The organism is Legionella longbeachae (assembly GCF_004283175.1).
Taxonomy (GTDB): Bacteria; Pseudomonadota; Gammaproteobacteria; order Legionellales; family Legionellaceae; genus Legionella; species Legionella longbeachae.
This window is the reverse complement of the sequence record NZ_RXNW01000006.1, coordinates 138,409-163,347: the sequence shown is the minus strand read 5'-3', so window position 1 is coordinate 163,347 and position 24,939 is coordinate 138,409. Positions and strand designations below refer to the sequence as shown.

Sequence of the window (24,939 nt, the reverse complement as noted above, 5' to 3'; positions counted from 1 at the left end):
GTTATGAGTATACTACAAACACTGCAAGAACAACTGGCTCAAAGACAAGCGATCCCCTTTGTAGAATTCATGCAACTGGCATTGTATGCTCCAGGTGAAGGATATTATAGTTCAGGATTGCAAAAATTAGGGAAGCAAGGCGATTTTATTACTGCCCCTGAATTAACACCTTTATTTGGTAAAACTTTAGCAAATCAATGCCTGCAAGTATTTGATGTCCTTGAATCACCTTCAATCTTTGAGTTTGGTGCGGGTTCTGGTGCACTTTGTGTTTCTATATTAGAGTATCTTGCCGAGTATAATTCTTTGCCCGAAGCCTATTACATCCTTGAGGTCAGTGCTAATTTATGCCATCGCCAACGTGAGATGGTCGCACAAAAAATCCCCCATTTAGCGCATCTCGTCACCTGGTTGGATCGTTGGCCAGAAACCCCATTTAATGGCGTGGTTTTGGCAAATGAAGTCCTGGACGCCATGCCCGTGCATCGCTTCATGAACACAAACCAGGGGATTATGGAAAGTTATGTGCGCTTAGATGAACAGCAGCAGGTGGTTGAGATTTTCAAACCTTGTCAAAATAAGCGTTTGCAACACTATATAAATCACAAAATATCCTCGTTAGGTGTCCCCTATCTTTCAGAGGTGAATCTTTTTATTGATGATTGGATTTTGAATACTTATCGTATGCTGAAGCAAGGAGTTGTTTTTTTGATTGATTATGGATTTCCACGCCATGAGTATTATCATCCCGATCGAAATCAGGGAACTTTGATGTGTCATTACCAACATCACAGCCATTCAAACCCTTTCTTGAATCTTGGAGCGCAAGATATCACTGCGCACGTAGATTTCACCCATGTAGCAGAGGCTGGACAACAAGCAGGTTTCCATGTTGCGGGATATACCAATCAAGCCTCTTTTTTGCTGGCCAATGGTTTGTTAAGCTTTATTAACTCATCGGATAGTGAGTTAGAACAGATGCGTGCAAAACAAGCGATAAAACAATTGACGCAACCTAGTGAAATGGGTGAATTGTTTAAGGTAATTGCATTGAGCAAAGAGATAGACATTGCTTTACATGGGTTTCAACTAAATGATAAACGAGTGAGTTTATGAACGAGAAAAAATATCTTACTACCGTAGAGTTACAAAAAGAATCGATGAAGTTTTCTGCTGGCCATACGACAATTTTCTCTGCCACAGAAAGAGAACCATTGCATGGTCATATGTATGGAGTTTATCTTGCATTGACTACCTGGGTTGAAGAAAATGGGATGACCTTTGATTACCGTTATTATAAAGAGCGTATCCATAAATTATGCCGTTATTTGAACCAAACTTTTTTGATGCCGCAATATTCACCTTTTTTAGAATATGCTGAAGATGAGGCTTATTATTATTTTACGTTCAACCACAAAAAAATTCCTTTTCTCAAGGAAGATGTCACTCTATTACCAGTAACCAATATTACCGTCGAAGAACTTTCAAAGTGGTTTGTTCATGAGTTAATTCAAGATAAGGATGAGTTGGATAGGCATCGCATCGAAAAGGTTGTCGTCAAGGTTTTTTCTGCCCCTGGACAATCAGCCAGCCATGAATGGCAAAGAGCGGATGAATAAATCTCTTTCGCAATATACTGCGGAGCTAAAAATGCTTGAAGATAAGGAGTGTACAATTGGGGCACCTATGAAGTTAGGCAACGATTCAAGCACCTTATCGACACTCCAAGTAACAGTTAATACTGTTTATCAAGTGTGTATCCCCAATACCAACCGAGATTGTTTTGATTATATTGCGGATGAATTTGCTCCATGTATCGGAGCCCGAGTTTGGGTTCCGTTTCGCAAACAAACGCGGCTTGGAGTCGTAATCAGCCTAAAAGAAGCTGTGCAGGATAGTGTATTATTAAAAACCATCAGCGCTGTTATCGATAAAGAGCCTTTACTTGATGAAAAAATATTGACTTTATGCCTATGGATAGCAAGTTATTACCAATCCCCCCTATCGGAAGTATTGCCTTTGGCTTTACCCAAAAAATATCGTTTAGGCGAAGTTTGTCAACTGCCTATGAGTGATTTTTATCAATTAGCATTACCTTTGGATGAGGCTAAAAAAAATATCCCTGCTCGTGCACATAAGCAGCTCAAGCTTATCGAATTTTTAAGTATCCAAAAAGAACCTGTTGCGCAACGTGATTTAATCCAAAAAGGGTTTAATCACAGTCAATTAGGTCACTTGGTTGCCACTCAAGTTCTCTCTTTATCGCAAAAAATCATATTCCCTCAACGAGCTGAGATTTCACACATACCGTCATTGACGCTGAATTCGGAACAAGCTGTTGCGGTCGCAACGATTAAAGAAAAGCTAAGTCATTTTCAATGCTTTTTATTACAAGGGGTTACGGGAAGTGGTAAAACGGAAGTTTATTTGCAAGTGATTGCTGAAGTATTAGAGCAAGGGAAGCAGGTGTTGGTTTTGGTTCCTGAAATTGGGTTAACGCCACAATTAGTAGCCCGTTTTACAGCACGTTTTAAACAACCTATTGCAGTGATCCATTCTGGCTTAAATGAATCCGAACGCCAAGTTGCCTGGCAACTGGCAAAAGAAAATAAGGTTAAGGTAGTCATTGGAACCAGGGCTTCTATTTTCACACCAATGCCTGCCTTAGGATTAATTGTGGTTGATGAAGAGCATGATCCCTCATTAAAACAAATGGAAGGGGTGCGTTATTCAGCTCGTGATACGGCATTAATGCGGGCAAATTTAGCAAATATTCCCATCATTTTGGGTTCAGCCACACCAAGCCTTGAAAGTATTTATAACTGCAAGCAGCAAAAATATAAATTATTACGCTTGACTCATAAAGCGTTATCAACAACGCCATTGCATTACCAACTCATTGATCTGCGCTCCCAGGTAGTACAACATGGTTTAGCCACCCCAACCCTGCATGTGATCCAAGAACACTTAAAGAAAAAAAATCAGGTTTTGGTATTTATTAATCGCCGTGGTTTTGCACCGGTATTGTTATGCCATCAATGTGGTTGGATGGTTGATTGTCGTGCTTGCGATAGCCATTTGACGCTGCATAAACAAATAGGGCAGATGATTTGTCATCATTGTGGTTTGACGCAAAAAAAGCCTGAGTATTGCTCGAATTGCCAAGGCACGGAGTTGATGCCGGTAGGAGCAGGTACCCAGCGTATTCATGAATTTTTAGGCTTGCATTTTCCTCATATAGAAGTTATGCGTATCGATCGCGACGCAGTGCGTAAAAAGAATTCTATGGATGAGCATTTAGATAAAATCCATAGTGGAGAGGCTCAGCTGATTGTTGGCACGCAAATGTTGGCTAAGGGCCACCATTTTCCACGCCTGTCCTTGGTAGTGGTGCTCGATGCGGATGCTGGACTGTACAACCAGGATTTCCGAGCCCTGGAGCATTTAGGACAATTACTAACTCAGGTTTCAGGTCGTGCAGGACGTGCAGATTCTGCAGGACACGTTTTAATTCAAACCCACATGCCGGATCATCCATTACTTAATTTGTTGATTCAACAAGGCTATGATAGCTTTGCAGATTTTTTATTAACAATGCGCCAACAAGCTGAAATGCCCCCGTTTTACTTTTTGGCAGTGATTCGGGCACAGGGAAAAGCAGCAACAAATGTAGCAAAATTTTTACATGCGGTTAAAGAGCAGATAAAAACACACTCTATTATCGTTATGGGACCTGCACCAGCGCCCATGCCTCGCAAAGCCAATCAATACCGCATGCAGTTATTGATTAAATCAGCTTCAAGAAAAGCGCTAAAATATGCATTAACACAGTTGCGTGAATGGCTCACAAAAAATAAATTAAGTAATGGTATACGCTGGAATGTAGATGTAGACCCTGTAGATTTATCTTAATAATACGTAAAATGGAATCTAAAATGAATGAGCGAAAAGTTGAAATACATAAAAAAGTGTTCTCTATTGCCTGGGGGGACATGGATGCATTAGGGCATGTGAATAATGCACGATATTTTGAGTATTTTCAGGAAGCACGTATTGAATGGCTAAGGGACTTAAAGATTAATATGACTGAAAAAACAGGTCCAGTAGTGATTCATGTTGCGTGTACTTTTTTAAAACCGGTAATTTATCCTGCAATGGTTACTTTGTGTTCCAAAATTCATAGCTTGGGTAATTCCAGCATGATTATGGATCATGAGCTTTATCAAAATGAAGTGCTTATGGCACATGGTAGCTGTAAAATTGTTTGGGTGGATTATACGCAAAATAAATCAATACCGTTACCTGATATTTTTCGTACTCTTTATGCGATGCCACAAAATTGAAGAATATTTTTGGCTCTATGTATATTGACTATGCTTTGATGAGTATCTTACGTTATCGCTGGATTTGATCTGACAGCAACTCCTGAAACGCTGGAACTGTCAGATCATAGTTGAACTACTATGCCTTTATTTTTTGCTCTACTTCTACTTCCATCCTCTCAAGCATCTCTTTGATTCGTTCCAATTTCTTGGATGATTCGGTTTCAGGTGTTTTGAAGAATGTATTAACGTATCCTGTTTTTGTTGTAGCAACCATTAAGGCAGGGAGTACAGTGAGAGCCGCGATTACACCCAATATACCTTTGAGAACAGGATGAACTTTATGCCATAAATCACGGTGTTGTTTAAATTCTCCCGCCGCTTCATTAATACTGTAATGGCAAAATTGTTTAAATACTTCAAATCCTTCTGCAGAGGGCTGTTCAAAAAATAGTGCGGCCTCTTTTAATTTGCCATACAAATCCAAGGCAACTTGGGTCACGTTTTTGTAGTTTGCATTGTGTTTTTGTTTCTTTTGCAGATCCAAAACAATCACACCAAGTTGTTTTACATAATTAAAATACTCGCTCTTCTGTTTACTTAGCATTTGAGCCCGCGCCTTGGTCGCTGCTTCTTTGGCTACAGGTATGAAGTTTTGTTGGTGTTGTTCTTGCTGGGTCTTTATTAGTGCTCTGTCCAAAGATTTTTGTGCTGCTTCTTTGACTACAGGTACGAAATTTTGTTGGTGTTCTTGCTGTGCCTTTAATAGTGCTCTGTCCAAAGCTTTTTGTGCTGCTTCTTTGGCTACTGGTACGAAGTTTTGTTGGTGTTCTTGCTGTGTCTTTAATAGAGCTTTGTCCAAAGCTTTTTGTGCTGCTTCCTTGGCTATTGGTTCAAACTTTTGTTGTGTAGCAATTGGCTTCACTGATTCTTTATTTGCTTTTTCTTTATCGAGGAATATTGGTGCCTTTGCGTCGAGTTCTTGGTGTGTTACTGTTGCTTCATTTCGTCGCAAGTCCTCTAATGTCTCTGAAATTAATTTTTTTAATTGAGCTTTGCAATGACTGTCTTGAGTCTCAGGAAGCAAAGAATTGAATTGTTCGACTATGGGCGGTGCAATGGATCTGACTATTACTGTCATAGGCATGGTAATCCAGCTCATCGTAGCCAAGAATGTGGATTTCACACTATCAGCATTAGTCAGGTTCTGTAAGGGTTTCATATCTTCAATAAATCGTGCTTTTTTATCTTCTGGAAGATTAGCCATCAAGACATTAAATTGTTCCTGGTTGCTGGCAATGAAGTCTAAAAGATATTTTCTTCCAACAATTTGTGCGTCGTTTTCATTTGCCTTGTTGAGAAGATCCTGCAGCATAACGAAGACATTTGCTTTGGTTTCCGTTGTTTTTTCGATACAAAGTGGTGGTTGTATCTCTATTGGTGCTATTTGAGTTTCTATTGTTTCTTTTTCCAGATTTTTGTCATTTTGATTCTTTATTTGTTGCGGTTCCACCTGCTCATTGATTACTCCAGTCTCTAAAATTACTCTTGCTTCCTCCTTGATTACCGCTGCAAATTCTTGTGGACGCACTTCATTTTGATCCTCGGGTTGATTTATTATTGTCTCTTTAACCCGAGCCTCTTCCTGTTGCTGATTTTCAAGCTCCTTTAATAATTTTTTAGCCTGTTGTATTTGTTCTTTTAACTCTTCTTTTTTATACTTTGTAGATGTTCTGGCTAGGGCAATCAATTCCTTAACTGCTGCAATATGTTTTTTGAGATTACTAAAATTTTTACTATCAAAGATCCAGTTCATTTGCTCGGTTATATAGATCCCTTTAGCTATTGCTAATTGGTCCCTCAATTCATCCTTAATCACTTTAAATGCTACTTCCCTGGAGCGCGGGGTTCTCTTCCTGTAATCGTCTATATTGCTTAAAGTTTCCATAGATACATGATATTCATCAATTATTTCTTTGCATAAACGAAGCTTTAGTTGTGCATCAGAAGATTGATCGGCATCTTTTATCTTTATTTTAAAGCTATTTAGTAGCTTACCTAATTCTAATCTTACATCTTGTTCTTTAGTAAATTTTGGCATGATGATCACCCTGTAAAATTTTAAAAATTTTGCTAAAAATTAATTAACCAGCCTTATCGGTGACATTCCTTTTTTGAAAAATGAAACTTATCCATTTTCCTTTAAACCACAGCATTACTCACCACATGCGATATCGAGCCAGAGAGCTCATAATTAAAACAATCAGGCCTTGATTAATCCAACCAAATGAATTTATATGTGATATAAAAAAATTAGTTACTTATTGATAAAATTAGAAAAATATATGTTTTGAACGATGTAAATAGTTGTTTTATTTCTTGTGGAGTATGATTCTCTTTTTTAAGAAGTCTGTCATCGTGAGAAATTTGGGATGACAGACTTTTGAATTAAGGTTTCGCAATCGATGGAGAAGGTTGCTGATCCGTTAATTCAAACACAAGCGTGTTGATGTCTGTTTTGATCTCTTTATATAGATTCGTAGCTTCTTCCATTTGATGTTTCGCGATCATTTTCGGGAGTTCGCTTTCCAATTCAGCTAAAGCATTTTTTTGCAAGTTCTCTACTATAGGTAAAATTTTATCAGGGGTACAGTTTCTATTGATAAGCGCCCTGATTTTTATTATTTGAGAAGTGGATTCGTTATAATTTGTCATATCATTCGTATCTTCAAGGTCTGCCTTTTGTAGATTAGCCAGCTTGATTAATGCACTTTTTACTTTTTCAATGAGTTCTTTATTAGACATAATATTCTTCCTAAAATGTGTTTGCGGTTTGATGGTATACATCTTTTTCTGGATTATTGTTGATTTGAGTAGTACATTTTAAATGTTTCAATTGACTTTTATAATTATGAAAATGATTTATTTGCTCCAACTTCATACATTCCAAATTTTTCTCGTATACCTCCATGGTCTTGGGAGGAATAGTCTGTCCTAATTGAATTTGTCGCTCAATAACTCTTCCCCAACCTGCATTCATATTGGCGCCATGGCTAATCTCTAGGTGATTTTTTGCTAAGAAGTCTCCAGTAAGCAACACCTCAACTAATTGCTCTTGTGTCTCCCCATAAAGGGTACTACCATCTGCAGTAATCAAAAGCCATGCTCCTTCTAAATTACTTCCGTATGGGTTTCTCATATCAAAACCATGTTGATATAAATCATGGACATTTACATCATGATGCAGATGGGGAATAACATAAGGCGTTTCCTTTTTAATAGCCAAGACGAAATGCGAGGCCATATGCTCAGTAATTTGATTCAGCAAACTTGGAGATATATTCTCCTGCTCCAGCATTATTTCTGCTTGCACTAATCGTCTCGATATATCCATAATATTTTCAGATGTAATAACATCTTTTATAGATACTAATTTATCCATAGCTTTTTGCACTGCATCTGTATTATATTTTTCGCCATAATGAGCATTTAATTTATCTCGATACGCATGATTTAACACTTGTTGAAAAACAAACTCATGAGGAGTAATGCAACCCGCACGTGCTAGAGCGAAATCACTTACTATTTCAGTAATACTGGGTATGGCTAATGTTTTTTCTTCAAATGAAGACAATTGGATGCCATTTGATTTTTTTTCTTGGGCTTTACACTGGATTTCGTTTAAATAGGCATCTGACAGTTCTAAAAGTTTTTGCTTATTTTCAATCCCTTCTGCTTGCGGCGCAAATACATTAATCACTTCAGCATATTTGGAATCTAAACCAGGAGGATGCCCTAAGGCCATGCCATCCCAGTCACCAGCAACAATACGGCCTCCTTTGTCATAGATTTCTAAAATGACCTCATTGGCTGTTTCTTCTTCTAAATGAGTTTTGAATTTCGCTAAAATTTTTTCAAGCGAAGTACATTCTTTTATTAACCCATAGTGAGGATGGTCAATTCCCATTGCTTGTTTAAATTCTTCAGCACTGCGTGGCCTATTGGCAAAAACTTTCGCACTTTTAAGTTCAGATTCGTTCAGATGCGCGTTTTTTGACTCTGCATACTGTAGTTTAAAAGTATGATTAAATAGTTGCTTATAGAGTTCATCGGATACTGCTTCTAGTTCAGGAGGCTTTTTAATAATACCCTGACTCGCATCCCAATTTTTGTCATGTTCTGCTTTATCCCACTCACGAGAGTAAAAAATGGGGTTATTTTCCCCAGCTAATAAATTAACAACAAATTGACCCTCGAAGCCAGTTGGGGAGTTGTCATCAGGTTTAGGTCCATGCCCTTCTTTATACTCAAATCGTAACAGCCCACTGTCTGGATTAAATCCTAAAACTCGTAAATCACCATCAGGCCCTATCTCACGTAAGATGTCCCGCATATTGATATCAAGTTGCATCGTATGTTGATATTCTGGATCAGTAGGTTTTAATGAAAGATGCGCTTCGTCCTTGGGATGATGAGGTCTAGGCTCACCATTTTCAATGCGTGCAAAACGAAGTTCTTCTGCAAGTGAACCTTTAAAGAATCCTTGTTTGCTCGTTTTACTTAAGTTAACCCCGCTTTTAGGACTCCTATGTTTATTATATTGGGGAGGATCTCCTGCTCTTAAAATGATACTGCTGTTAAGCGCATGAGCTTGCATAATATTGGCAGTGACAAATTCAGATTGAGCCCCCGCAGCAATCATGGCTTGTGCACCTATAAGAATTCCCTGGCTTGTTTTGTTATGTGCTACGGTAATTTTTGGGTTAGAGACTACTTGCATTGCAAAAGGCAGATTGGATCTTGCTTTTATATCTTCACTTTTAGGTTTATTCATGATTTCGCCTCATATCCTAAAATAGGATTAATTTCTTAAGCTCATATTAAAAAGTTTAACAAGCCAATGTTATGAGACGCTGATCGCAGAAATCTAATTTTGAATAATGTATTCTTTAAAAGGCAAAATGGATTAAGGAAAAATAAAGAAAGAAGCCTTGCGGATAACAACAATCAATAATTGTAAGCCCCGAGTTTCTCATCAATCTTTATTAGGCAACAATCAAACCCACTTCAAATAATCATAGTGTTTAGGTTAAGTCAATTTGAGCTCATTTCGCATTAGAATGGTTATTACAAGCAATAATTGGGATAAAAAGTGGGGAGCCGTTATTGCTTCTCGGCCACATAGATGTAACTATAAATGTTGCGCTTCCGGTGTATAATTGATTTTAGTTTGTTGTTTGAGGATACCATGAAAAAACAAAGGATTGTACTTAGCTTATTCTGTTCTTTTTATCTCATTTTAAGTTTTGCCGATACTGCATTAAATAAGGAAAAGCAATCAACAGGGGTTAATAATAATCCTCTATTTTATCTTCAAGGCATTTATAGTTATCGAGATTTCAAATTTAAATCAGTTAAGTCTGGGAATTACAACAGTTTTCAAGGCCATTCAAATTTCTATGCGCTAGGAGCCAATAACCTGCAAATAATGGAGGGGCTTACGGGAGGTTTATTTATTTACCGGGCTGATATGAATTTGGGTTCTAACGTGCTTATTTTTCCCACTCCGCTTATTCAAACATCCCAATCAATCCATAACAATTCGCTTTTTGGTCATTTAACAAAATCGATTAAGCCACATCTATTTGTCGATTTTTATGGTGGTTACGGACAAAATAAGCTTAATTACCTTACATTAATGGCGCCTAAAACACCTAATCAACAAACCGCAGCAGCTACAAACCATAGTAATAATTGGTTTGTAAGTTTAAGTACTTTATATAGCACTATTTTTCATAATTTTTTAATTACCGGTGCATTTAGTGTTTTGCATAACGAAATTAAACAAAATGGATTTACTTATTTTTTTCGACCTAATTTAGTAGCAAATACCATAGCACCATTAACCAATAAGTCATCATATCTTTTGGAAAATGCGGAAATAGGCTACAAGATCACGCAAACCATACAACCTTTTATCAATGGGGGCTTAATTCAGGTTGTCCAGTTCTCAAATAGCCGTCCGCTTATAACAGGTACTTTAGTGAGTACTGCGCCTGAATTTAATTTAAATCAAAATGGATTCCAGGTCGGTGGAGGAGTCAATTTTTCATTGAAAAAATTGACCTTGCGCTTGGAGCAACAATATGTACAACGCGCTAATGTATATCATAGCAACCTCTCTATAGTTTCCTTAAAGATTGCCATGGATTAAGGGGGCTTTTTCTTTGATGAAAGCAATTAAGATTAGAACGATTCAATTAGGGTTAGGCAGTTTATGCCTCGTTTTTATTCTTTTATTACAAAGTGAGCAGCCTGCTTTTTTAAATCGTATTAATGGCCTTATCTATGATTATTTATCCAAGATGAGTTTGCATCAGAAAAAAAACTTTCCTCGAGTAGCGATTATCGATATTGACGATTATTCTGTCCAACAAGAAGGCCGTTGGCCGTGGCCGCGTGATAAAATCGCTCTTTTATTGAATAATCTAAAAAATCTTGGGGTAAAGGTTGTTGCTTTTGATATAGTGTTTTCTGATGTTGAAAAAAATTATGCCCAGAGCTTAAAAGAAAAAGTAGCTCAATTACCATTTGCACAAAAGGATACGCAAGAGCAAATTATCCACTTGTTGAATCAGATAGAACCTTATGTCGATAATGATAAGATTTTCGCTGCTACTTTATCAGGCAACAATGCTGTGCTTGGTTATTTATTACATTATGATGCGCAGGTAAAAAAAGGTTCTTTACCTCAACCGCTGCTTAATCAAGATGCGAAACCTATTGATGCAACAAATTACATAGTACCTGAGTTTTTGGGGTATAATGGGATATTGCCCTTATTATTAAAGGCATCTCCCCATGCTGGTTTCGTTTCCAATATTCCAGATCTTGATGGCGTTATCAGACATGGCAGCCTATTAGGAAATTATGCCAATAAATTGTATGCAAACATTGCACTTGCAGCAGTCATGCAATATCTGGATACGGATCAAGTAAAATTGATAACGCATAAGAGCCATGGTAAGGAGCTTTTAGATGGGATCACCATTAAAGATATTTTTATACCCACGAATCATAAAGGACAAATTCTCATCCCATTTTGGGGGCTACCAGGTACGATTGATTACTATTCAGCAAGTGACGTGATACAAAATAAATTATCCCCTGACGAACTTGCTGGTTCAATTGTGATTGTAGGCTCCACTATGGTACTTTTAGCAGATTTGCACCAAACTCCTTTATCTCAAACTTTTCCGGGTGCTGAAATAAATGCCAATATAGTTACAGCAATTTTGACTCAAGACGCGCTGGTAGAATTTAATTGGAATACTGTTACGGGCATACTGGCGATAACTGCATTAGGTGGTATTTTAGTTATTCTATTTCCTTTTTGTAGTCCCTTTATATTGCTGCTTTTTTATTTCTTTATTATTACTTTAATTTCAGGCATTTCATTTTTATTGTTTAATTATCAAAATTTATTTATTGCCCCAGCACTAATATTTCTATTAACTGCTCTATTAGCAATTCTTAATTTTTCATATGATTTCATTCTTGAAAAGCGACAAAAAAACAAAATAAAACAATTGTTTGGACAATATGTTCCTCCTACTTACGTTAAAAAACTCACTGACTTTTCAGAAAATTACACTATGGAAGGTGAAACGCGTGAGATGACAGTTTTTTTTGCTGACATCCGTGATTTTACTACCTTAAGTGAACATTTAGAGGCTAAAGAGATTAAACGGTTGCTGAATGAATTTTTTACGCCAATTACTGATATTATTTTTAGTCATAAAGGCACTATCGATAAATATGTGGGCGATATGATTATGGCTTTTTGGGGGGCTCCTTTACCTGATAACGAGCATTGCTATCATGCTATTTCAGCTGCTTTAACGATTAATGATAATCTTGAAGAAATTAATAAAAAATTATTAAAGATGAATTTGCCCTACATCAGGATAGGTATGGGTCTTGCTACGGGCTTAATGGATGTAGGCGACATGGGATCAGAGTTTCGCCGCTCCTACACCGTCCTTGGCGATACAGTAAATTTAGCTTCTCGTTTACAAGATTTAACCAAATACTACCAAATTTCTATTTTAGTGAACGAGTCAACGCAAATGAAGGAGACTCCTTTTCTATGGCGTTTGGTGGATCAAATTACTGTGAAGGGGCGACATATTCCCTTGAAGATTTATGAGCCTCTAGGCTATAGACAAGATGCTTCGCCAGAACTTTTAGCCGAGTTACAAGAATATGAGCAAGGATTAAAATCCTATTATGGGCAAGAATGGGAGAACGCAAAAGAACAATTCCTAAAACTACTGGCACGTAATCCCGAACGGCATCTTTATCAAATTTTTTTGAGTCGTATTGAAGGTTTCATTCAAAAGCCACCGCCAAAAGACTGGAACGGAGTATTTGTCCATACGCAAAAATAAAAGTTGTTTATCATTTAATCAATAAATTGCCAGGAAAGCAAATGAAAAAATTAATTGTCATCAGTGTACTTTTCTATTCTATCAATGCAGTGGCACAACCTGTTGCTAAAGTGTTAAATGTCACCAATACCGCTATCGCTAAAAAGGGTAACATACAACGAATACTATCTCCGGGCTCACCCGTTCATGTAGGTGAAGCAATCATCACTGAGGCGAATGCCAAAATAGATATTCAATATGAAAACGGTACTCTTGTCGCGGTACAAAAAAATTCTAATTATGAAACGGTGGCGTATAAACCACAGGCAGAATTAAAATTAAACGCTAAATTAAATAAAGGCGCAATTGAATACAAATCAACAGGAAAAAAGAAAGGCCTCATACAAACACCAGTTGTCGCACTTGCTATCCAGGGAACGCAATTCAAACTCATTGCAATACCACAAAAAACATACATCCAAGTTACTGAAGGAATGGTAAAAAGTGGTAACGAACTTCTTGGGCCTTCACAAAAGTTTGCTAGTGGTTCATTTGATAAAAATCAAAAATTTACTCCAGGTTCTATTCCCTGGAAAACTTACAGCAGCTTAGGTGCAACAAACGTGGCGCAGCCCACTCAGAATCAGGCTGTTATACTGAGTAATGAACTCAATATGGATTTAGTTGCAAATGTAAGTACAAATGCTGCTTTAGATAGTTTAGTGACTATGCCGCCAACGGAGTTGGCTGAGCTTATCATCGGTTGCCAATAGATCAAATAGCGTAATAAGCCACCCCAACCAGTTAGAGGCTATATTTGACGTATCCTGAACGAAGGTAGCTGCGAAAATACGGAGGAGCTACAGTTTGTATCACAAGCGATGGGAACGATCTCCTCGCGACCTGTTTTACGTTCGGGATCATTAAATGGGCTCATTTCAAGAGGAAGTGAGCCCATTTAAGATGAAACAATTTAGAATTAAAGATTCCCTGTTATTGCAATACCAGTCGGGTTACTAAATCCACTTCCAGTTGTTCCTGGACAACTTAATGCACCACTACTTTGAGTAATGTTACATAGAGATACGGAGCTACTTCCGCTGTTTGCTATATAAGCAAGAGTATTTGCAGGGTTGATAGTAATGCCAAAAGGCTGATTAAACCCACTCCCTGTTGTGCCTGGACAAGTCAGGGCTCCCGTACTTTGCTCAACGCTGCAAAGAAATACTTGACTAGGGCCGCTGCCGCCAAAACCGTTACTCACATAAGCAAAATTTCCTGCTGGATTCAGCGTGATCCGATTAGGGTGGTTAAAATCACCTGTATACACAGCACAAGAGGTAAAATTACCTGTACTCTGATCGATAGCACATGCAGAAATATTATTAGCCAGCTCATTAACTATATAAGCAAAAGTACCTGCCGGGTTTACTGTAATACCTCCTGGCCCGTTAAATCCACTACCTGTTGTACTCGGACAAGTTAGTTCACCTGTACTTTGATTAATTACACATTGAGAAATGGAGTTATTTCCACTATTAGTGACATAGGCTATAGTGCCTGCAGGATTAATCGCAATGTCAATAGGACTCTGAAAGGTACCGCCCGTGGTCCCTGGGCAAGTTAATACTCCTGAGGTTTGATTCACATTACAAAGCGTAATTTTGCCATTATTTTGATTTACTATATATGCAAAGCTACCTGTGGGATTAATATGAATGGCACGAGGATTGTTAAAGCCGCTACCTGTTGTTCCTGGACAAGTTAATACCCCGGTAGTTTGATTAATATTGCAAAGAGATACAGTGTTTGCTCCGCTATTGGTTACATAGGTATATAAAACCACACAAGTAACGCTTATGTCCGTAACATCTGCCATAACATTTGTACCAGTACCATTGCTCACACTGCATTTTAGCCCACTAGGTTGTTGCAGTACGGTCACCTCATAGTCTCCGCCCTCAGCAATAGGTGTAGAAAATTGGAATGAGGTCGCATTAGCAGGAACAGATAAATTGTCTCCGCCATTATTTTGGAGAACCAATCCAGTTGCGGACAATCCCGAAATTGAACCTCCAATTGTATACGTCGTTACGCTACAGACAATAGTAATATTGTCCACATTAGCCGTAACATTGGAACCTGTCGCATTACCAATGGTGCAGGTTAAGCCTGTTGGCTGTTGCTGTATGGTGACTGCATAACTCCCGCCCTCAGCAATAGGTGTAGAAAATTGGAATGAGGTCGCATTGGCAGGAACGGATAAATTATCGCTGCCATTATTTTGGAGTACTAAGCCGCTGGCTGTTAATCCCGAAATCGACCCTCCAATCGTATAGGTCGTTGCATTACAGACAATGCTTATATTAGTCACATTAGCCATAATATCAGTGCCTGAAGCGTTATCAATGGTGCAGGTTAATCCAGCCGGTTGTTGCTGGATAGTAACGCTGTAGCTTCCTCCTGCTGCAATCAGGTTAGAAAATTGAAACGAGGTCGAGTTAGGAGCAACAGATAAACTATCGCTACCATTATTGAGAAGAATCAATCCGCTGGTAGTTAAACCAGAAATTGAGCCGCCAATTGTGTACATAGGCACACTACAGACAATGTTTATATTGGTTACATTCGCCATAACATCAGAGCCTGAAGCGTTTTCGATGGAGCATGTCAACCCAGTAGGTTGGTGCACTATGGTGACCTCATAACTTCCACCCTCTGGAACTGGTGTTGGAAATTGAAATGAAGTTGCGTTGGCGGGTATCGATAAATTCTCGGTACCATTATTTTGAATAATTAATCCGTTAGACGTTAATCCGGTAACAAAGCCTCCGATTGTATAGGTGATTGCACTACAGGCTATGCTTATATTAGTTACATTAGCACTAACAGTACCTGAACCATTATTGACAGTGCAGGTTAACCCATTCGGTTGCTGTAATATAGTAACATTGTAGCTTCCACCTGCTGTAACAGGATTTGAAAATTGAAACGAGTTTGCGCCAGCAGGTACCGATAAATTATCACCCCCATTATTTTGGAGAATCAAGCCGCTCTTTGTTAATCCCGAAATTGATCCTCCTATTGTATAGGAGGCAGCAACAACTTCCATGGTAATATAAGAAGTACTTGTTCGAGTACCAACAATAGGTATCGAAGTGGCTGCATGTGTTGTTTTACCAGGCAAAAACTTGAGTGCACAACTCTTTTTTGGGGGTAGAACGGCACAATTAGAGGCATCTTGGGAAACATCGACCCAATTAGAGGGTAAAATAGCGTGAATATTAGATGCTGTTACCCTTGCCGAATTATTAAAAATGGTTACCGTAGCCGGTACATTAGAACCGGCAGTCATTTGTACGATACATTCACCAAGGTGATTTCTGTTAAGACAATTTTTATCAGGTATAATAGACAAAGATGCATTAGCCTGAACTAGAGCTAATAACCAACCCATTAAAATTATTATAAGCTGTGCGAATTTATTTTTATTCATTAAATATCCCTTTTCCCTTTAAAAGCAATGCTTATCCTATGGCGACTTTATTCACAACAATCTCCCTAAAGTGTTGCAATATTTAAACTCGACTTCTTGTGGTTAAGCCAGTTAAGAGTCGAGTTTAAATAAAATATATGTTACACAGCAATTGGGGCTTTGATCGCAGGATGAGATTGATAATTCAAAAATTCAAAATCATCAAATGTATATTCAAACAGCGATTGAGGTTTTCGCTTAATGTTTAAAGTGGCTAAAGGCAAAGGCTCTCTCGTTAATTGAGTGCGAGCTTGTTCCAAATGATTCAAATACAAATGGCAGTCACCGCCTGTCCATATAAAATCGCCCACTTGTAAATTACATTGCTCGGCAACCATATGGGTGAGCAAAGAATAAGAGGCGATATTAAAAGGCACCCCCAGGAATACATCTGCAGAGCGTTGGTATAACTGACAAGAAAGAATATTATTGGCAACATAAAATTGGAATAAAGCATGGCACGGCATGAGCGCCATTTGCTCCAGTTCACCAACATTCCAAGCACTGACAAGTAAGCGACGGGAGTCTGGGTTGGATTTAATTTCTTGTACAACTTCATTGAGCTGATCGATTGTGCGACCATCAGATGTTGGCCAACTTCTCCATTGTTTGCCGTATATAGGTCCTAAATCCCCATTGCTATCGGCCCATTCATCCCATATAGTGACCCCGTTTTCATTAAGATAAGCGATATTTGTATTACCACTTAAAAACCAGAGTAACTCATGCACAATACTGCGTGTATGAAGCTTTTTGGTGGTTAATAAAGGAAATCCCTGGCTTAAGTCAAAACGCATCTGATACCCAAAGATTGATAAGGTTCCCGTTCCTGTTCGATCTGTTTTTCTTGTCCCGTTTTTTAAAATATGCTCTAACAAATTCAAATAAGTTTTCATCGTTTGATCCACCATAACCAAATTCCCAGCAACAACATGGGAATAGATAAAATTTGCCCCATTGTTAACCATCCGAAAGCTATAAAACCTAATTGAGGATCAGGTTGTCGGAAAAATTCTGCAATGATACGGCATACCGCATAACCCATTAAAAAAACAGCAGACACTCGACCGGTAGGGCGAGGTTTACTTGCATAAATCCATACGAGTAAAAATAGGCACACTCCTTCTAACCCAAATTCATAAAGTTCTGAAGGGTGACGTGGCTGGTTATCAACATGGCTGTAAACCATACCCCAAGGCATATCCGTTACTCGTCCCCAGAGTTCGCCATTAATAAAATTACCAATACGCCCCGCACCTAAACCAATAGGAACTAATGGGGCAATAAAATCGCCAATTTCCCAGAAAGGTTTACTTTGTCTGTAAGCAAAGATCCACAGTGCAACCACGACACCGAGTAAACCACCATGAAAAGACATCCCCCCTTGCCAGATTTTAAATAAGGACAAAGGGTTATCTATCAGTTCAGGAAAATCATAAAAAAGCATATAGCCCACACGGCCACCGATAATTACTCCGAGGGCAGCATAAAAGATCAAATCGCTTATTTGTTCGGATGTCCAATGTAATTTATAGTGCTTACTGCGCCAATGTGCCAATAACCAGGCACTGACAAAGCCAAGCAAATACATTAGACCATACCAATGGACTTGTAATGGCCCTATTGAAAAAGCAATTGGATTTATATAGGGGAAAGTGAGCATATATTTTTAGGTTCCTTTTTTATAGCCATGCTTCTTGTAATAAAAAATGGTGTCCATTGTAGCTTGGGTGGAGGCTAAGAATCTAGATTTAGAGTGCAAAGAACTCCAGGGCTCTCTATATTTCCCAGGATATAATTTTTATCGTATTGATCTTTATAAAGATTTCCCAGCCCTGATGAGACTGCCCAAGCCTACTTCTTCCAGAGATTTTTGCAAATGAAAGCGTATTTGTGCTGGATGCTCAAACTCAAGGACTTCTGCAAGTATTTTGCGCGCACTGGCAATAGCAAAATTACGGATAACCCATTTTACTCTTGGTAAGCTGGAAGAGTTCATGCTCAAGGTATCAAATCCCATTGCAATTAACAAAATGACGGCGAGTGGATCGCTGGCCATTTCACCACAAATACTCACCTCAACTCCTGCAGCGTGACCTCCTTCTACAACTTTAAGTAAAACCCGTAACATTGCTGGATGCATGGCATCATAAAGACCTGCGACGCGCGCATTATTTCTATCTACAGCTAAGAAGTATTGAGTTAAGTCATTGCTACCTACTGAGAGAAAATCGACTCGCTTTGCAATTTCACGCGCCAAATAAGCAGCCGCGGGTACTTCGATCATCACGCCTAATTTTGGTTTTTCAATGACGCATCCTTCTTCCAATAACTCAGTAAAAGCTTGCTCAATAAGATAAGCTGCCTCCTCAACTTCACTTAAATTGGTAACCATAGGCAACATGATGCGCAAATTGTTTAATTCCTCACTGGCACGCATCATGGCACGTACCTGCATTAGAAATACATCCGGATGATCCAGGGTAACCCGAATTCCTCGCCATCCCAAATAAGGATTGTCTTCTTTTACGGGGAAATAGGGGAGTACTTTATCACCACCGATGTCTAACGTTCGCATTGTTACTGGACGTGGTGCAAAAGCTTTTAATGTTTGCCTGTAAATAATGGTTTGTTCGTCTTCCGAAGGAAAATGATCGCGACTCATAAAAGGGACTTCTGAACGATATAAACCAACTCCCTCTGCTCCCACACTCATTGATAAACCCGCATCCATCGCCAAACCGGTATTTACTTGCAATGAAACTTTATAGCTATCAATAGTTTCTGCGGATTTATCTCGCAAACTTATTAGACTTTGATTTAATGCTTGTTCTTCTTGTTCAAGAAGTTTGAACTCTGCAAGAACAGATTTAGAAGGCGAAATATAAACTTGGCCATAATATCCATCAACAACCATTGCACGCTTGGAAAGTGATTCTAATTTTAAACCACGCACCCCCATTACAGTAGGTACACCCAGTGCGCGAGCTAAAATAGCAACGTGCGAGTTATTTGAGCCCTTTGCTGAGACTACTCCAGCCAAGTAACCTTCAGGTACTTCCGCCAGAGCGGCGGCAGTGACTTCTTCCCCGACAAGGATGGTTCGTTTGGGATAAACAATCTCTTCTTGTTGCGACCATTGTAATGCAGCTAAAACACGACGTCCCAAATCACGAAAATCACTGGCGCGCTCGCGTAGGTAAGAGTCTTCCATGCTTTCGAATTGAGCGATATGTTTTTTTATAACAGTCGCTAAAGCTGCTTGTGCTCCAATTTTTTCCTTGCGAATAACATGCTCTACTTCGACACCCAAGCTGTCTTTATCTAGAATGCGCAAATACACGTCGAAAAGTGCGTGTTCGTCTTCAGCAACAACTGCTTTCATGCGCCTGCTTAAGCGATGCATATCTTCTCTGGTGGATTCAAGGGCTTCATAAAATGCTTTAATTTCTTCATCCAATGTTTCTACAGGATGAAGTGGAACCGCATCGATATCGGCTTGAGGATACACAACTACAGCAGTACCTATTCCAATACCTGGTACGGAGCCAATCCCGGTAAGCGCCGCCGAGCTTACTTCGACTTTGGTCACTCCCATGGGCTTGGGTAGCGTCAACTCCGCTAGTTCCCCCGTAGCCTCTGCGTGAGCGATGATCCCACCAAGCTGGGCGGCTAAGGTAATTAAAAAGGACTCTTCTGTATCATCAAAATGACGTTGTTCTGCTTGCTGAACAATGAGAACCCCATAGATCTTTCGATGCTGGATAATCGGCACCCCTAAAAAGGCTTTGAGATGTTCTTCACCTAATAGGGGATTATGATAAAAATCAGGATGGGCAGGGGCATCTTCAATGTTAATGGGTTCTTCACGTCGTCCTACAAGCCCAACAAGACCACTATCTAATGAAATGCGTACGCGGAATTGAGCTTGCTTGTTTAAACCCTCGGTAGCGATAAGAACATATTCGGCATGTTTGGTATCAATAAGGTAAACGGAAGCAGCCTCCGCATTAATGGCTTTATTAATTTGTTGCACTAAAACACCAAGCGCTTCAGAAAGCTGTCTTGCTGCAGTGACTTCTTGAACTATCCGTTTAAGTACCTTGAGCATCTCTGCTTATTATTACCTCTTTTTTCGTTTAAGGCCGTAAGGTGTACGACGATTTTTTATTTTTAATAAAGGTTCCAGCTCTTTTAACGCCTGAATATATACTTGGCGTTTAAAAAAGATGACCTGCCCTTCGGGTTCATGAAAATCAACCCAACGCCAGCTGTCAAATTCAGGAGAGTCACTGAGATCAAGCTTTACCTTTTGTTCGCTGGCAGTAAGCTTTAACAAAAACCACTTTTGCTTTTGTCCAATTACCAAGGGTTCGCTGCCATGGCGTAGATACTGTTTAGGCAACCTGTATCTGAGCCAACGTTTTGTAGAACCTATGACCTCAACATCCTCCTTATCCAATCCTACTTCTTCATGCAACTCTCGAAACATTGCTTCTAGTGATGTTTCACCAGCAGCTAATCCTCCTTGTGGAAATTGCCAAGCATCATGACCGCTTCTTCTTCCCCAAAAAACTCTGTTCTGTGAGTTGACAAGGATAATTCCTACATTCAGCCGATATCCGGCTCGATCAATTACCATGATGTCACTGTTTTCAATTAAACCGCTAATGTATTGATTCTTTCATAAACTACAAGACCTTGGCAATTAAATCTGTAATTATTATTTAAAAATGGTTTTTATTAGGTGAGGGGAAATCTCAAAAAGGCTGTAGATGGTCGCGTTTACAATAAAAACAACACTCAAATGCTTATTATATAAACCAAGATTTCTGTTTTAGAGAGCGCTAGAAAACCATTCAAAATACACTAATTAGCAACCTGAATCGTTTTCATTAGACCATTTTAAATATTTTGTCGCAGCTGTTTCGATTTTTTGCACGATGCGAACGCCAAACTTGACTCTCTCCAAACCTCAAACATAAAGATCATCAGCCTCTTCTACTGTTTCAACTGTAAGCTGTGTGACAAGATTCATTACTTATTGTCTTACATTGAAAGTTAATCGTCATTTAATCCCTAACCGAAGTTAAAACTAAATCCTGTTCTATTAGTTAGATCTTTAAAAAAGCTTATTGATATCCCTTTTTCCAGTAACATCGCCGCTTGTTTAGTTATATAATTGGAACAAAACTTCTAGTTGACGACCATATGCGTAAACGAATTTTAATACTTAATACCGGTGGTACCATTAGTTGTATCAAAACTAAAAATGGTTATGAGCCATCCTTGGGTTACGTGGGATCAGCATTACAGCAGATTCCTTTGCTTCAACACCAGGATATGCCAGAATATACCATCAAGGAATACCAGCCTTTACTCGATTCTTCCAATATGACGGTGCATGATTGGAACAGAATTGCCAAAGATATTGCAGATGATTATGAGCATTTTGATGGCTTTGTCGTTTTTCATGGTACGGACACAATGGCTTACACAGCTTCTGCCTTATCATTTATGTTGGAGAATTTAGGCAAGCCTGTGATTCTGACCGGTTCTCAGATCCCTTTATCTGAAGTTCGTAATGATGCCATTGATAACGTGGTTACTTCTTTATGGTTATGTGCACATCAACCAATTCATGAGGTATGTATTTATTTTAATCAACATTTGCTGCGTGGGAACCGAACGCAAAAAATAAGCTCCCAGGGGTTTAAAGCGTTTGATTCTCCCAACTATGCTCATTTAGCATCTATAGGGATTGATATTAAAGTTCATAAAAATCTGTTGTTAAAAAGGCCACAAAAGCCGTTTCATTTACAAACTATTGAGCCTCAATTTATTGCTAACTTCAGGTTATTTCCAGGTTTTGCTACGGATGTTTTGGCCTACATATTAAATCAACCCTTATGTGGTTTAATTTTAGAAACTTATGGTGCAGGGAATGCACAAAATAATGATCCTCGTTTTTTAAAACAACTGACTGATGCTTGCGCACGTGGGGTAATCATTATTAATTGCACCCAATGTCAGCAAGGTGGAGTGGAGATGAGTCAATATGCTACGGGGCATTCTTTAAAAAAAGCAGGACTTATTAGCGGCCACGATATGACTCCAGAAGCAGCACATTGCAAGTTATTGTATTTATTAAGTAAACGATTGGATATTTCAAAAATTAAGCAATTAATAGAAACAGATCTTTGTGGCGAGTTAACTTCATAGCCTAGATTTTCCAGGCTATGTTTCTTGCTGAAATTAAAGCGTGAGTGGCTCTGTAACAACTGGTTTTTTAAGCGAAGCAATTTCTTCGAGTACGTGTTGCATACATACCTCTAATCGACCTCTACTTGGTTTGAGCGTCGGGGCTTTCACATTCGCTGTTGCAAAAAATGAGAGACTCACCGGAACGCTCGTAATCGGCTGTGCTTGCCTGCAAATTTCAGCATTTTCTCGTTTAATCGCATCTACTTCTCGAAGTACCAATTCTTGGCGCATCCCATCATATTCATCCCCTTCTTTTACCCCTTTTAACAGATCATCACATTTTTTCAGATGGGAAAGTAAACACGCTTCTTTGTGCTCTCTAACGCTTACAGTCGATGTAGCTCCAACAAGTGATGAAACAGCCTTAACAATATAACCTTCATCGACAGGGTTAAAAATATTTTCACCGAAATAGTATGCGGCATGGGCACAAAGTATATTAAAGGGATGTTTTGAGTTTTCTATATCATTAAGAGGAAAGGGTACAGTTGCCTCAGAGGTCTTAAAGGATAAGGTGGAAATCGTATTATAAAATCGTTCCAGATTGGAATTCATTTCGGTTAAGGTTGTATTCAAATTTCCACGAGCATATTGATATTCCTTGCGTTTTCCCTCTACTTCCGCATCAAGTTCGGCAATTGCTTTCTTTAAAGCAAGCAAACTTTTTAAATCGGTCTCTTTAGGAACAAAGTCATCAATTTGCCTCCTTAGTTTAAGAGTTAACTCTTTTTGTGCCTCAGATAGCTCTGCGTTTCTAAAGCCGCCAAACCAGCTTTGGTTTTTGGCACTTGAGTCTTCCATCGACTTGTCTAGGCATTGAAGCATTAATCTTTTAGCTGCTCTAATAAAAACGGTCATCGCTCTACTCCTTGAACTGCAATTTAGTTATCATACCTTTAGTGCTATTTATATTTAGGTAGATTGTTTCATTGCATACCTGTTATTGTTTTTAACCTAGGAAATTATAATTTCATGAACTTACAAATTATCATTTTAGCTGCAGGCCAGGGCAAACGAATGTATTCCAATATCCCTAAAGTACTTCACCCGCTTGCGGGGAAGCCTATGCTGGTTCGGGTAGTGGAAACCGCACAGCAACTAAATCCTGATGCAATTCATGTTATATATGGTCATGGTGGTGAACAGCTTAAGAACTCACTCCCTGACTTACCTGTGCATTGGGTATATCAAGCGGAACAATTGGGTACAGGCCATGCAGTGATGCAGGCTTTACCTTTTATTCCACCAAAAACACAAGTTCTTGTTTTATCTGCTGATGTGCCGCTTATCCAAGCTAGTACATTAAGTGCTTTAATTGAATGCAGCAATCCAGCAAATTCTTATCAATCCGTTTTGACACTCTTGGTTGCTCATCTTGAAGATCCCTGTGGTCTTGGGCGTATTATTAGAGACAATCAAGGTGAAGTTTCCATCATTGTAGAAGAAAAAGATGCAAATGAGCAAGAAAAGAATATAAAAGAAATTTATACTGGTATTTGCTGTGCAATTTCAGATGATTTAGAAAAATGGTTACCCAAATTGAGTAATGATAATGCCCAAGGTGAATACTATTTGACTGAAATTATTGCCCTAGCTGTCGCCAATAAAACATCTATTAGAACACTAAGTGCAAAAGATGACGCCGAAATCCAAGGAGTCAATAACCGACTTCAATTACAGGAATTGGAGCGTATCTGGCAAACAAGGAAAGCGAATGAGCTATTGCAACAGGGGGTGACCATTGCTGATGCAAATCGTTTTGACTTACGAGGAGATTTAGTTTGTGGCAAAGATGTATCTATAGATGTCAATTGTGTGTTTCGCGGAAAAGTAATACTTGGTGATGGTTGTATTATAGGACCTAATTGTGTGTTGGCAGATGTAGTTTTAGGAGCAGGATGCGAGATTCAGGCTAATAGCGTATTAGAGGGTTGTGTTATAGCAAATGATTGCATGATTGGTCCTTTTGCCCGTTTAAGATCGGGTACACAGTTGGCTGCAAATTGTAAGATCGGTAATTTTGTAGAAACCAAAAAGGCAATATTTGATGAAGGATCGAAAGCCAGTCATTTGAGTTATTTGGGTGATGTCGTATTAGGAAAAGAAGTTAATGTTGGCGCTGGTACTATTACCTGCAATTATGATGGTGTTAATAAGCACAAAACTATTATTGAAGATGGTGTTTTTATTGGTTCAGATACACAATTAGTTGCTCCAGTAACAGTCGGTGCTCACGCAACTATTGGTGCTGGGAGCACGATACGTAAAAATGTTCCTCCCGGTGAATTAACTTTAACGGAGTCAAAGCAAAAAACGGTATATGGTTGGAAGCGCCCTGTTAAAAAAGACTAGAATAAACTTACAAAACAGTTAATGATGCCAACTTAAC

The 24,939-nt window shown here is 38.8% G+C and carries 18 protein-coding genes; 9 read left to right on the top strand and 9 right to left on the bottom strand.

The genetic code is table 11. The annotated features are described in order from the left end of the window. The first annotated feature begins 3 nt into the window (after positions 1–3). The 4 genes from EKG34_RS07840 to EKG34_RS07825 all read left to right on the top strand — a co-directional run bounded on the left by EKG34_RS07840 (position 4) and on the right by EKG34_RS07825 (position 4,343). Positions 4–1,116 (top strand): class I SAM-dependent methyltransferase, encoded by a 1,113-nt coding sequence (locus EKG34_RS07840; RefSeq protein WP_003633514.1) that lies wholly within the window; start codon positions 4–6, stop codon positions 1,114–1,116. Next, positions 1,113–1,619 carry a 6-pyruvoyl trahydropterin synthase family protein gene (locus EKG34_RS07835; protein ID WP_003633513.1) on the top strand — a complete coding sequence of 169 codons (507 nt, stop codon included), beginning with the start codon at positions 1,113–1,115 and terminating at the stop codon, positions 1,617–1,619. The genes EKG34_RS07840 and EKG34_RS07835 overlap by 4 nt, the downstream gene beginning before the upstream one ends. Before the next feature lie 67 nt (positions 1,620–1,686). After that, complete coding sequence (locus EKG34_RS07830; protein ID WP_172622916.1) at positions 1,687–3,912, top strand: primosomal protein N'; 2,226 nt, start codon at positions 1,687–1,689, stop codon at positions 3,910–3,912. Positions 3,913–3,935: 23 nt separating this feature from the next. Beyond that, positions 3,936–4,343 (top strand): acyl-CoA thioesterase, encoded by a 408-nt coding sequence (locus EKG34_RS07825; protein WP_003633511.1) that lies wholly within the window; start codon positions 3,936–3,938, stop codon positions 4,341–4,343. 118 nt (positions 4,344–4,461) lie between these two features. Here EKG34_RS07825 and EKG34_RS07820 read toward each other — a convergent pair whose 3' ends face one another. From EKG34_RS07820 to EKG34_RS07810, 3 genes are all read right to left on the bottom strand, one after another. Further along, the gene (locus EKG34_RS07820; RefSeq protein WP_003633510.1) at positions 4,462–6,423 is read right to left on the bottom strand and encodes a hypothetical protein; all 1,962 of its coding nucleotides are present in this window, start codon (positions 6,421–6,423) and stop codon (positions 4,462–4,464) included. A 347-nt stretch (positions 6,424–6,770) separates the two neighbouring features. Then, positions 6,771–7,127 carry a hypothetical protein gene (locus EKG34_RS07815; RefSeq protein ID WP_003633509.1) on the bottom strand — a complete coding sequence of 119 codons (357 nt, stop codon included), beginning with the start codon at positions 7,125–7,127 and terminating at the stop codon, positions 6,771–6,773. Positions 7,128–7,137: 10 nt separating this feature from the next. Continuing rightward, positions 7,138–9,156 carry a hypothetical protein gene (locus EKG34_RS07810; protein ID WP_003633508.1) on the bottom strand — a complete coding sequence of 673 codons (2,019 nt, stop codon included), beginning with the start codon at positions 9,154–9,156 and terminating at the stop codon, positions 7,138–7,140. Positions 9,157–9,570: 414 nt separating this feature from the next. On the opposite strand from EKG34_RS07810, the gene EKG34_RS07805 reads away from it, so the two are divergent. The 3 genes from EKG34_RS07805 to EKG34_RS07795 are packed head-to-tail and all read left to right on the top strand — an operon-like array spanning position 9,571 to position 13,524. Then, positions 9,571–10,536: an autotransporter outer membrane beta-barrel domain-containing protein gene (locus tag EKG34_RS07805; protein WP_003633507.1), complete on the top strand. Its 966-nt coding sequence runs from the start codon at positions 9,571–9,573 to the stop codon at positions 10,534–10,536. Positions 10,537–10,552: 16 nt separating this feature from the next. Further along, positions 10,553–12,772 carry a CHASE2 domain-containing protein gene (locus EKG34_RS07800; RefSeq protein ID WP_003633506.1) on the top strand — a complete coding sequence of 740 codons (2,220 nt, stop codon included), beginning with the start codon at positions 10,553–10,555 and terminating at the stop codon, positions 12,770–12,772. A gap of 41 nt (positions 12,773–12,813) precedes the next feature. After that, positions 12,814–13,524 (top strand): FecR domain-containing protein, encoded by a 711-nt coding sequence (locus EKG34_RS07795; protein WP_003633505.1) that lies wholly within the window; start codon positions 12,814–12,816, stop codon positions 13,522–13,524. 206 nt (positions 13,525–13,730) lie between these two features. Here EKG34_RS07795 and EKG34_RS07790 read toward each other — a convergent pair whose 3' ends face one another. The 5 genes from EKG34_RS07790 to EKG34_RS07770 all read right to left on the bottom strand — a co-directional run bounded on the left by EKG34_RS07790 (position 13,731) and on the right by EKG34_RS07770 (position 20,928). Next, positions 13,731–16,247, bottom strand: a complete 2,517-nt coding sequence (locus EKG34_RS07790; RefSeq protein WP_012978751.1) for an NHL repeat-containing protein — start codon at positions 16,245–16,247, stop codon at positions 13,731–13,733. 140 nt (positions 16,248–16,387) lie between these two features. Next, entirely contained in the window at positions 16,388–17,182 is a 795-nt protein-coding gene (gene thyA / locus EKG34_RS07785) for a thymidylate synthase (protein ID WP_012978752.1), read from the bottom strand. Then, entirely contained in the window at positions 17,179–17,949 is a 771-nt protein-coding gene (gene lgt, locus EKG34_RS07780) for a prolipoprotein diacylglyceryl transferase (RefSeq protein ID WP_003633500.1), read from the bottom strand. Before lgt ends, thyA begins: the two co-directional genes overlap by 4 nt. 153 nt (positions 17,950–18,102) lie before the next feature. After that, entirely contained in the window at positions 18,103–20,397 is a 2,295-nt protein-coding gene (ptsP, locus tag EKG34_RS07775; RefSeq protein WP_003633499.1) for a phosphoenolpyruvate--protein phosphotransferase, read from the bottom strand. A gap of 12 nt (positions 20,398–20,409) precedes the next feature. Further along, positions 20,410–20,928 (bottom strand): RNA pyrophosphohydrolase, encoded by a 519-nt coding sequence (locus EKG34_RS07770; protein WP_003633497.1) that lies wholly within the window; start codon positions 20,926–20,928, stop codon positions 20,410–20,412. 569 nt (positions 20,929–21,497) lie between these two features. On the opposite strand from EKG34_RS07770, the gene ansA reads away from it, so the two are divergent. Beyond that, a complete protein-coding gene (gene ansA / locus EKG34_RS07765; protein ID WP_003633495.1) occupies positions 21,498–22,508 on the top strand; it encodes an asparaginase in 1,011 nt (336 codons plus the stop codon). A 33-nt stretch (positions 22,509–22,541) separates the two neighbouring features. On the opposite strand, the gene EKG34_RS07760 is transcribed toward ansA, so the two are convergent. Beyond that, positions 22,542–23,408: a hypothetical protein gene (locus EKG34_RS07760; protein WP_003633494.1), complete on the bottom strand. Its 867-nt coding sequence runs from the start codon at positions 23,406–23,408 to the stop codon at positions 22,542–22,544. 114 nt (positions 23,409–23,522) lie between these two features. Between EKG34_RS07760 and glmU the strand changes: the two genes are divergently transcribed. Then, positions 23,523–24,902: a bifunctional UDP-N-acetylglucosamine diphosphorylase/glucosamine-1-phosphate N-acetyltransferase GlmU gene (gene glmU, locus EKG34_RS07755; RefSeq protein ID WP_003633492.1), complete on the top strand. Its 1,380-nt coding sequence runs from the start codon at positions 23,523–23,525 to the stop codon at positions 24,900–24,902. Positions 24,903–24,939: the final 37 nt, after the last annotated feature.

What these genes read in the sequence shown, in the direction of transcription:
- EKG34_RS07830 (WP_172622916.1), top strand. Translation starts at nt 1,687, where the DNA reads ATGAAGTTAGGCAACGATTCAAGCACCTTATCGACACTCCAAGTAACA.
- EKG34_RS07835 (WP_003633513.1), top strand. Translation starts at nt 1,113, where the DNA reads ATGAACGAGAAAAAATATCTTACTACCGTAGAGTTACAAAAAGAATCG.
- ansA (WP_003633495.1), top strand. Translation starts at nt 21,498, where the DNA reads ATGCGTAAACGAATTTTAATACTTAATACCGGTGGTACCATTAGTTGT.
- glmU (WP_003633492.1), top strand. Translation starts at nt 23,523, where the DNA reads ATGAACTTACAAATTATCATTTTAGCTGCAGGCCAGGGCAAACGAATG.
- EKG34_RS07820 (WP_003633510.1), bottom strand. Translation starts at nt 6,423, where the DNA reads ATGCCAAAATTTACTAAAGAACAAGATGTAAGATTAGAATTAGGTAAG.
- EKG34_RS07790 (WP_012978751.1), bottom strand. Translation starts at nt 16,247, where the DNA reads ATGAATAAAAATAAATTCGCACAGCTTATAATAATTTTAATGGGTTGG.
- ptsP (WP_003633499.1), bottom strand. Translation starts at nt 20,397, where the DNA reads ATGCTCAAGGTACTTAAACGGATAGTTCAAGAAGTCACTGCAGCAAGA.
- EKG34_RS07825 (WP_003633511.1), top strand. Translation starts at nt 3,936, where the DNA reads ATGAATGAGCGAAAAGTTGAAATACATAAAAAAGTGTTCTCTATTGCC.
- EKG34_RS07840 (WP_003633514.1), top strand. Translation starts at nt 4, where the DNA reads ATGAGTATACTACAAACACTGCAAGAACAACTGGCTCAAAGACAAGCG.
- EKG34_RS07805 (WP_003633507.1), top strand. Translation starts at nt 9,571, where the DNA reads ATGAAAAAACAAAGGATTGTACTTAGCTTATTCTGTTCTTTTTATCTC.
- EKG34_RS07760 (WP_003633494.1), bottom strand. Translation starts at nt 23,408, where the DNA reads ATGACCGTTTTTATTAGAGCAGCTAAAAGATTAATGCTTCAATGCCTA.
- EKG34_RS07770 (WP_003633497.1), bottom strand. Translation starts at nt 20,928, where the DNA reads ATGGTAATTGATCGAGCCGGATATCGGCTGAATGTAGGAATTATCCTT.
- thyA (WP_012978752.1), bottom strand. Translation starts at nt 17,182, where the DNA reads ATGAAAACTTATTTGAATTTGTTAGAGCATATTTTAAAAAACGGGACA.
- EKG34_RS07800 (WP_003633506.1), top strand. Translation starts at nt 10,553, where the DNA reads ATGAAAGCAATTAAGATTAGAACGATTCAATTAGGGTTAGGCAGTTTA.
- EKG34_RS07795 (WP_003633505.1), top strand. Translation starts at nt 12,814, where the DNA reads ATGAAAAAATTAATTGTCATCAGTGTACTTTTCTATTCTATCAATGCA.
- EKG34_RS07810 (WP_003633508.1), bottom strand. Translation starts at nt 9,156, where the DNA reads ATGAATAAACCTAAAAGTGAAGATATAAAAGCAAGATCCAATCTGCCT.
- EKG34_RS07815 (WP_003633509.1), bottom strand. Translation starts at nt 7,127, where the DNA reads ATGTCTAATAAAGAACTCATTGAAAAAGTAAAAAGTGCATTAATCAAG.
- lgt (WP_003633500.1), bottom strand. Translation starts at nt 17,949, where the DNA reads ATGCTCACTTTCCCCTATATAAATCCAATTGCTTTTTCAATAGGGCCA.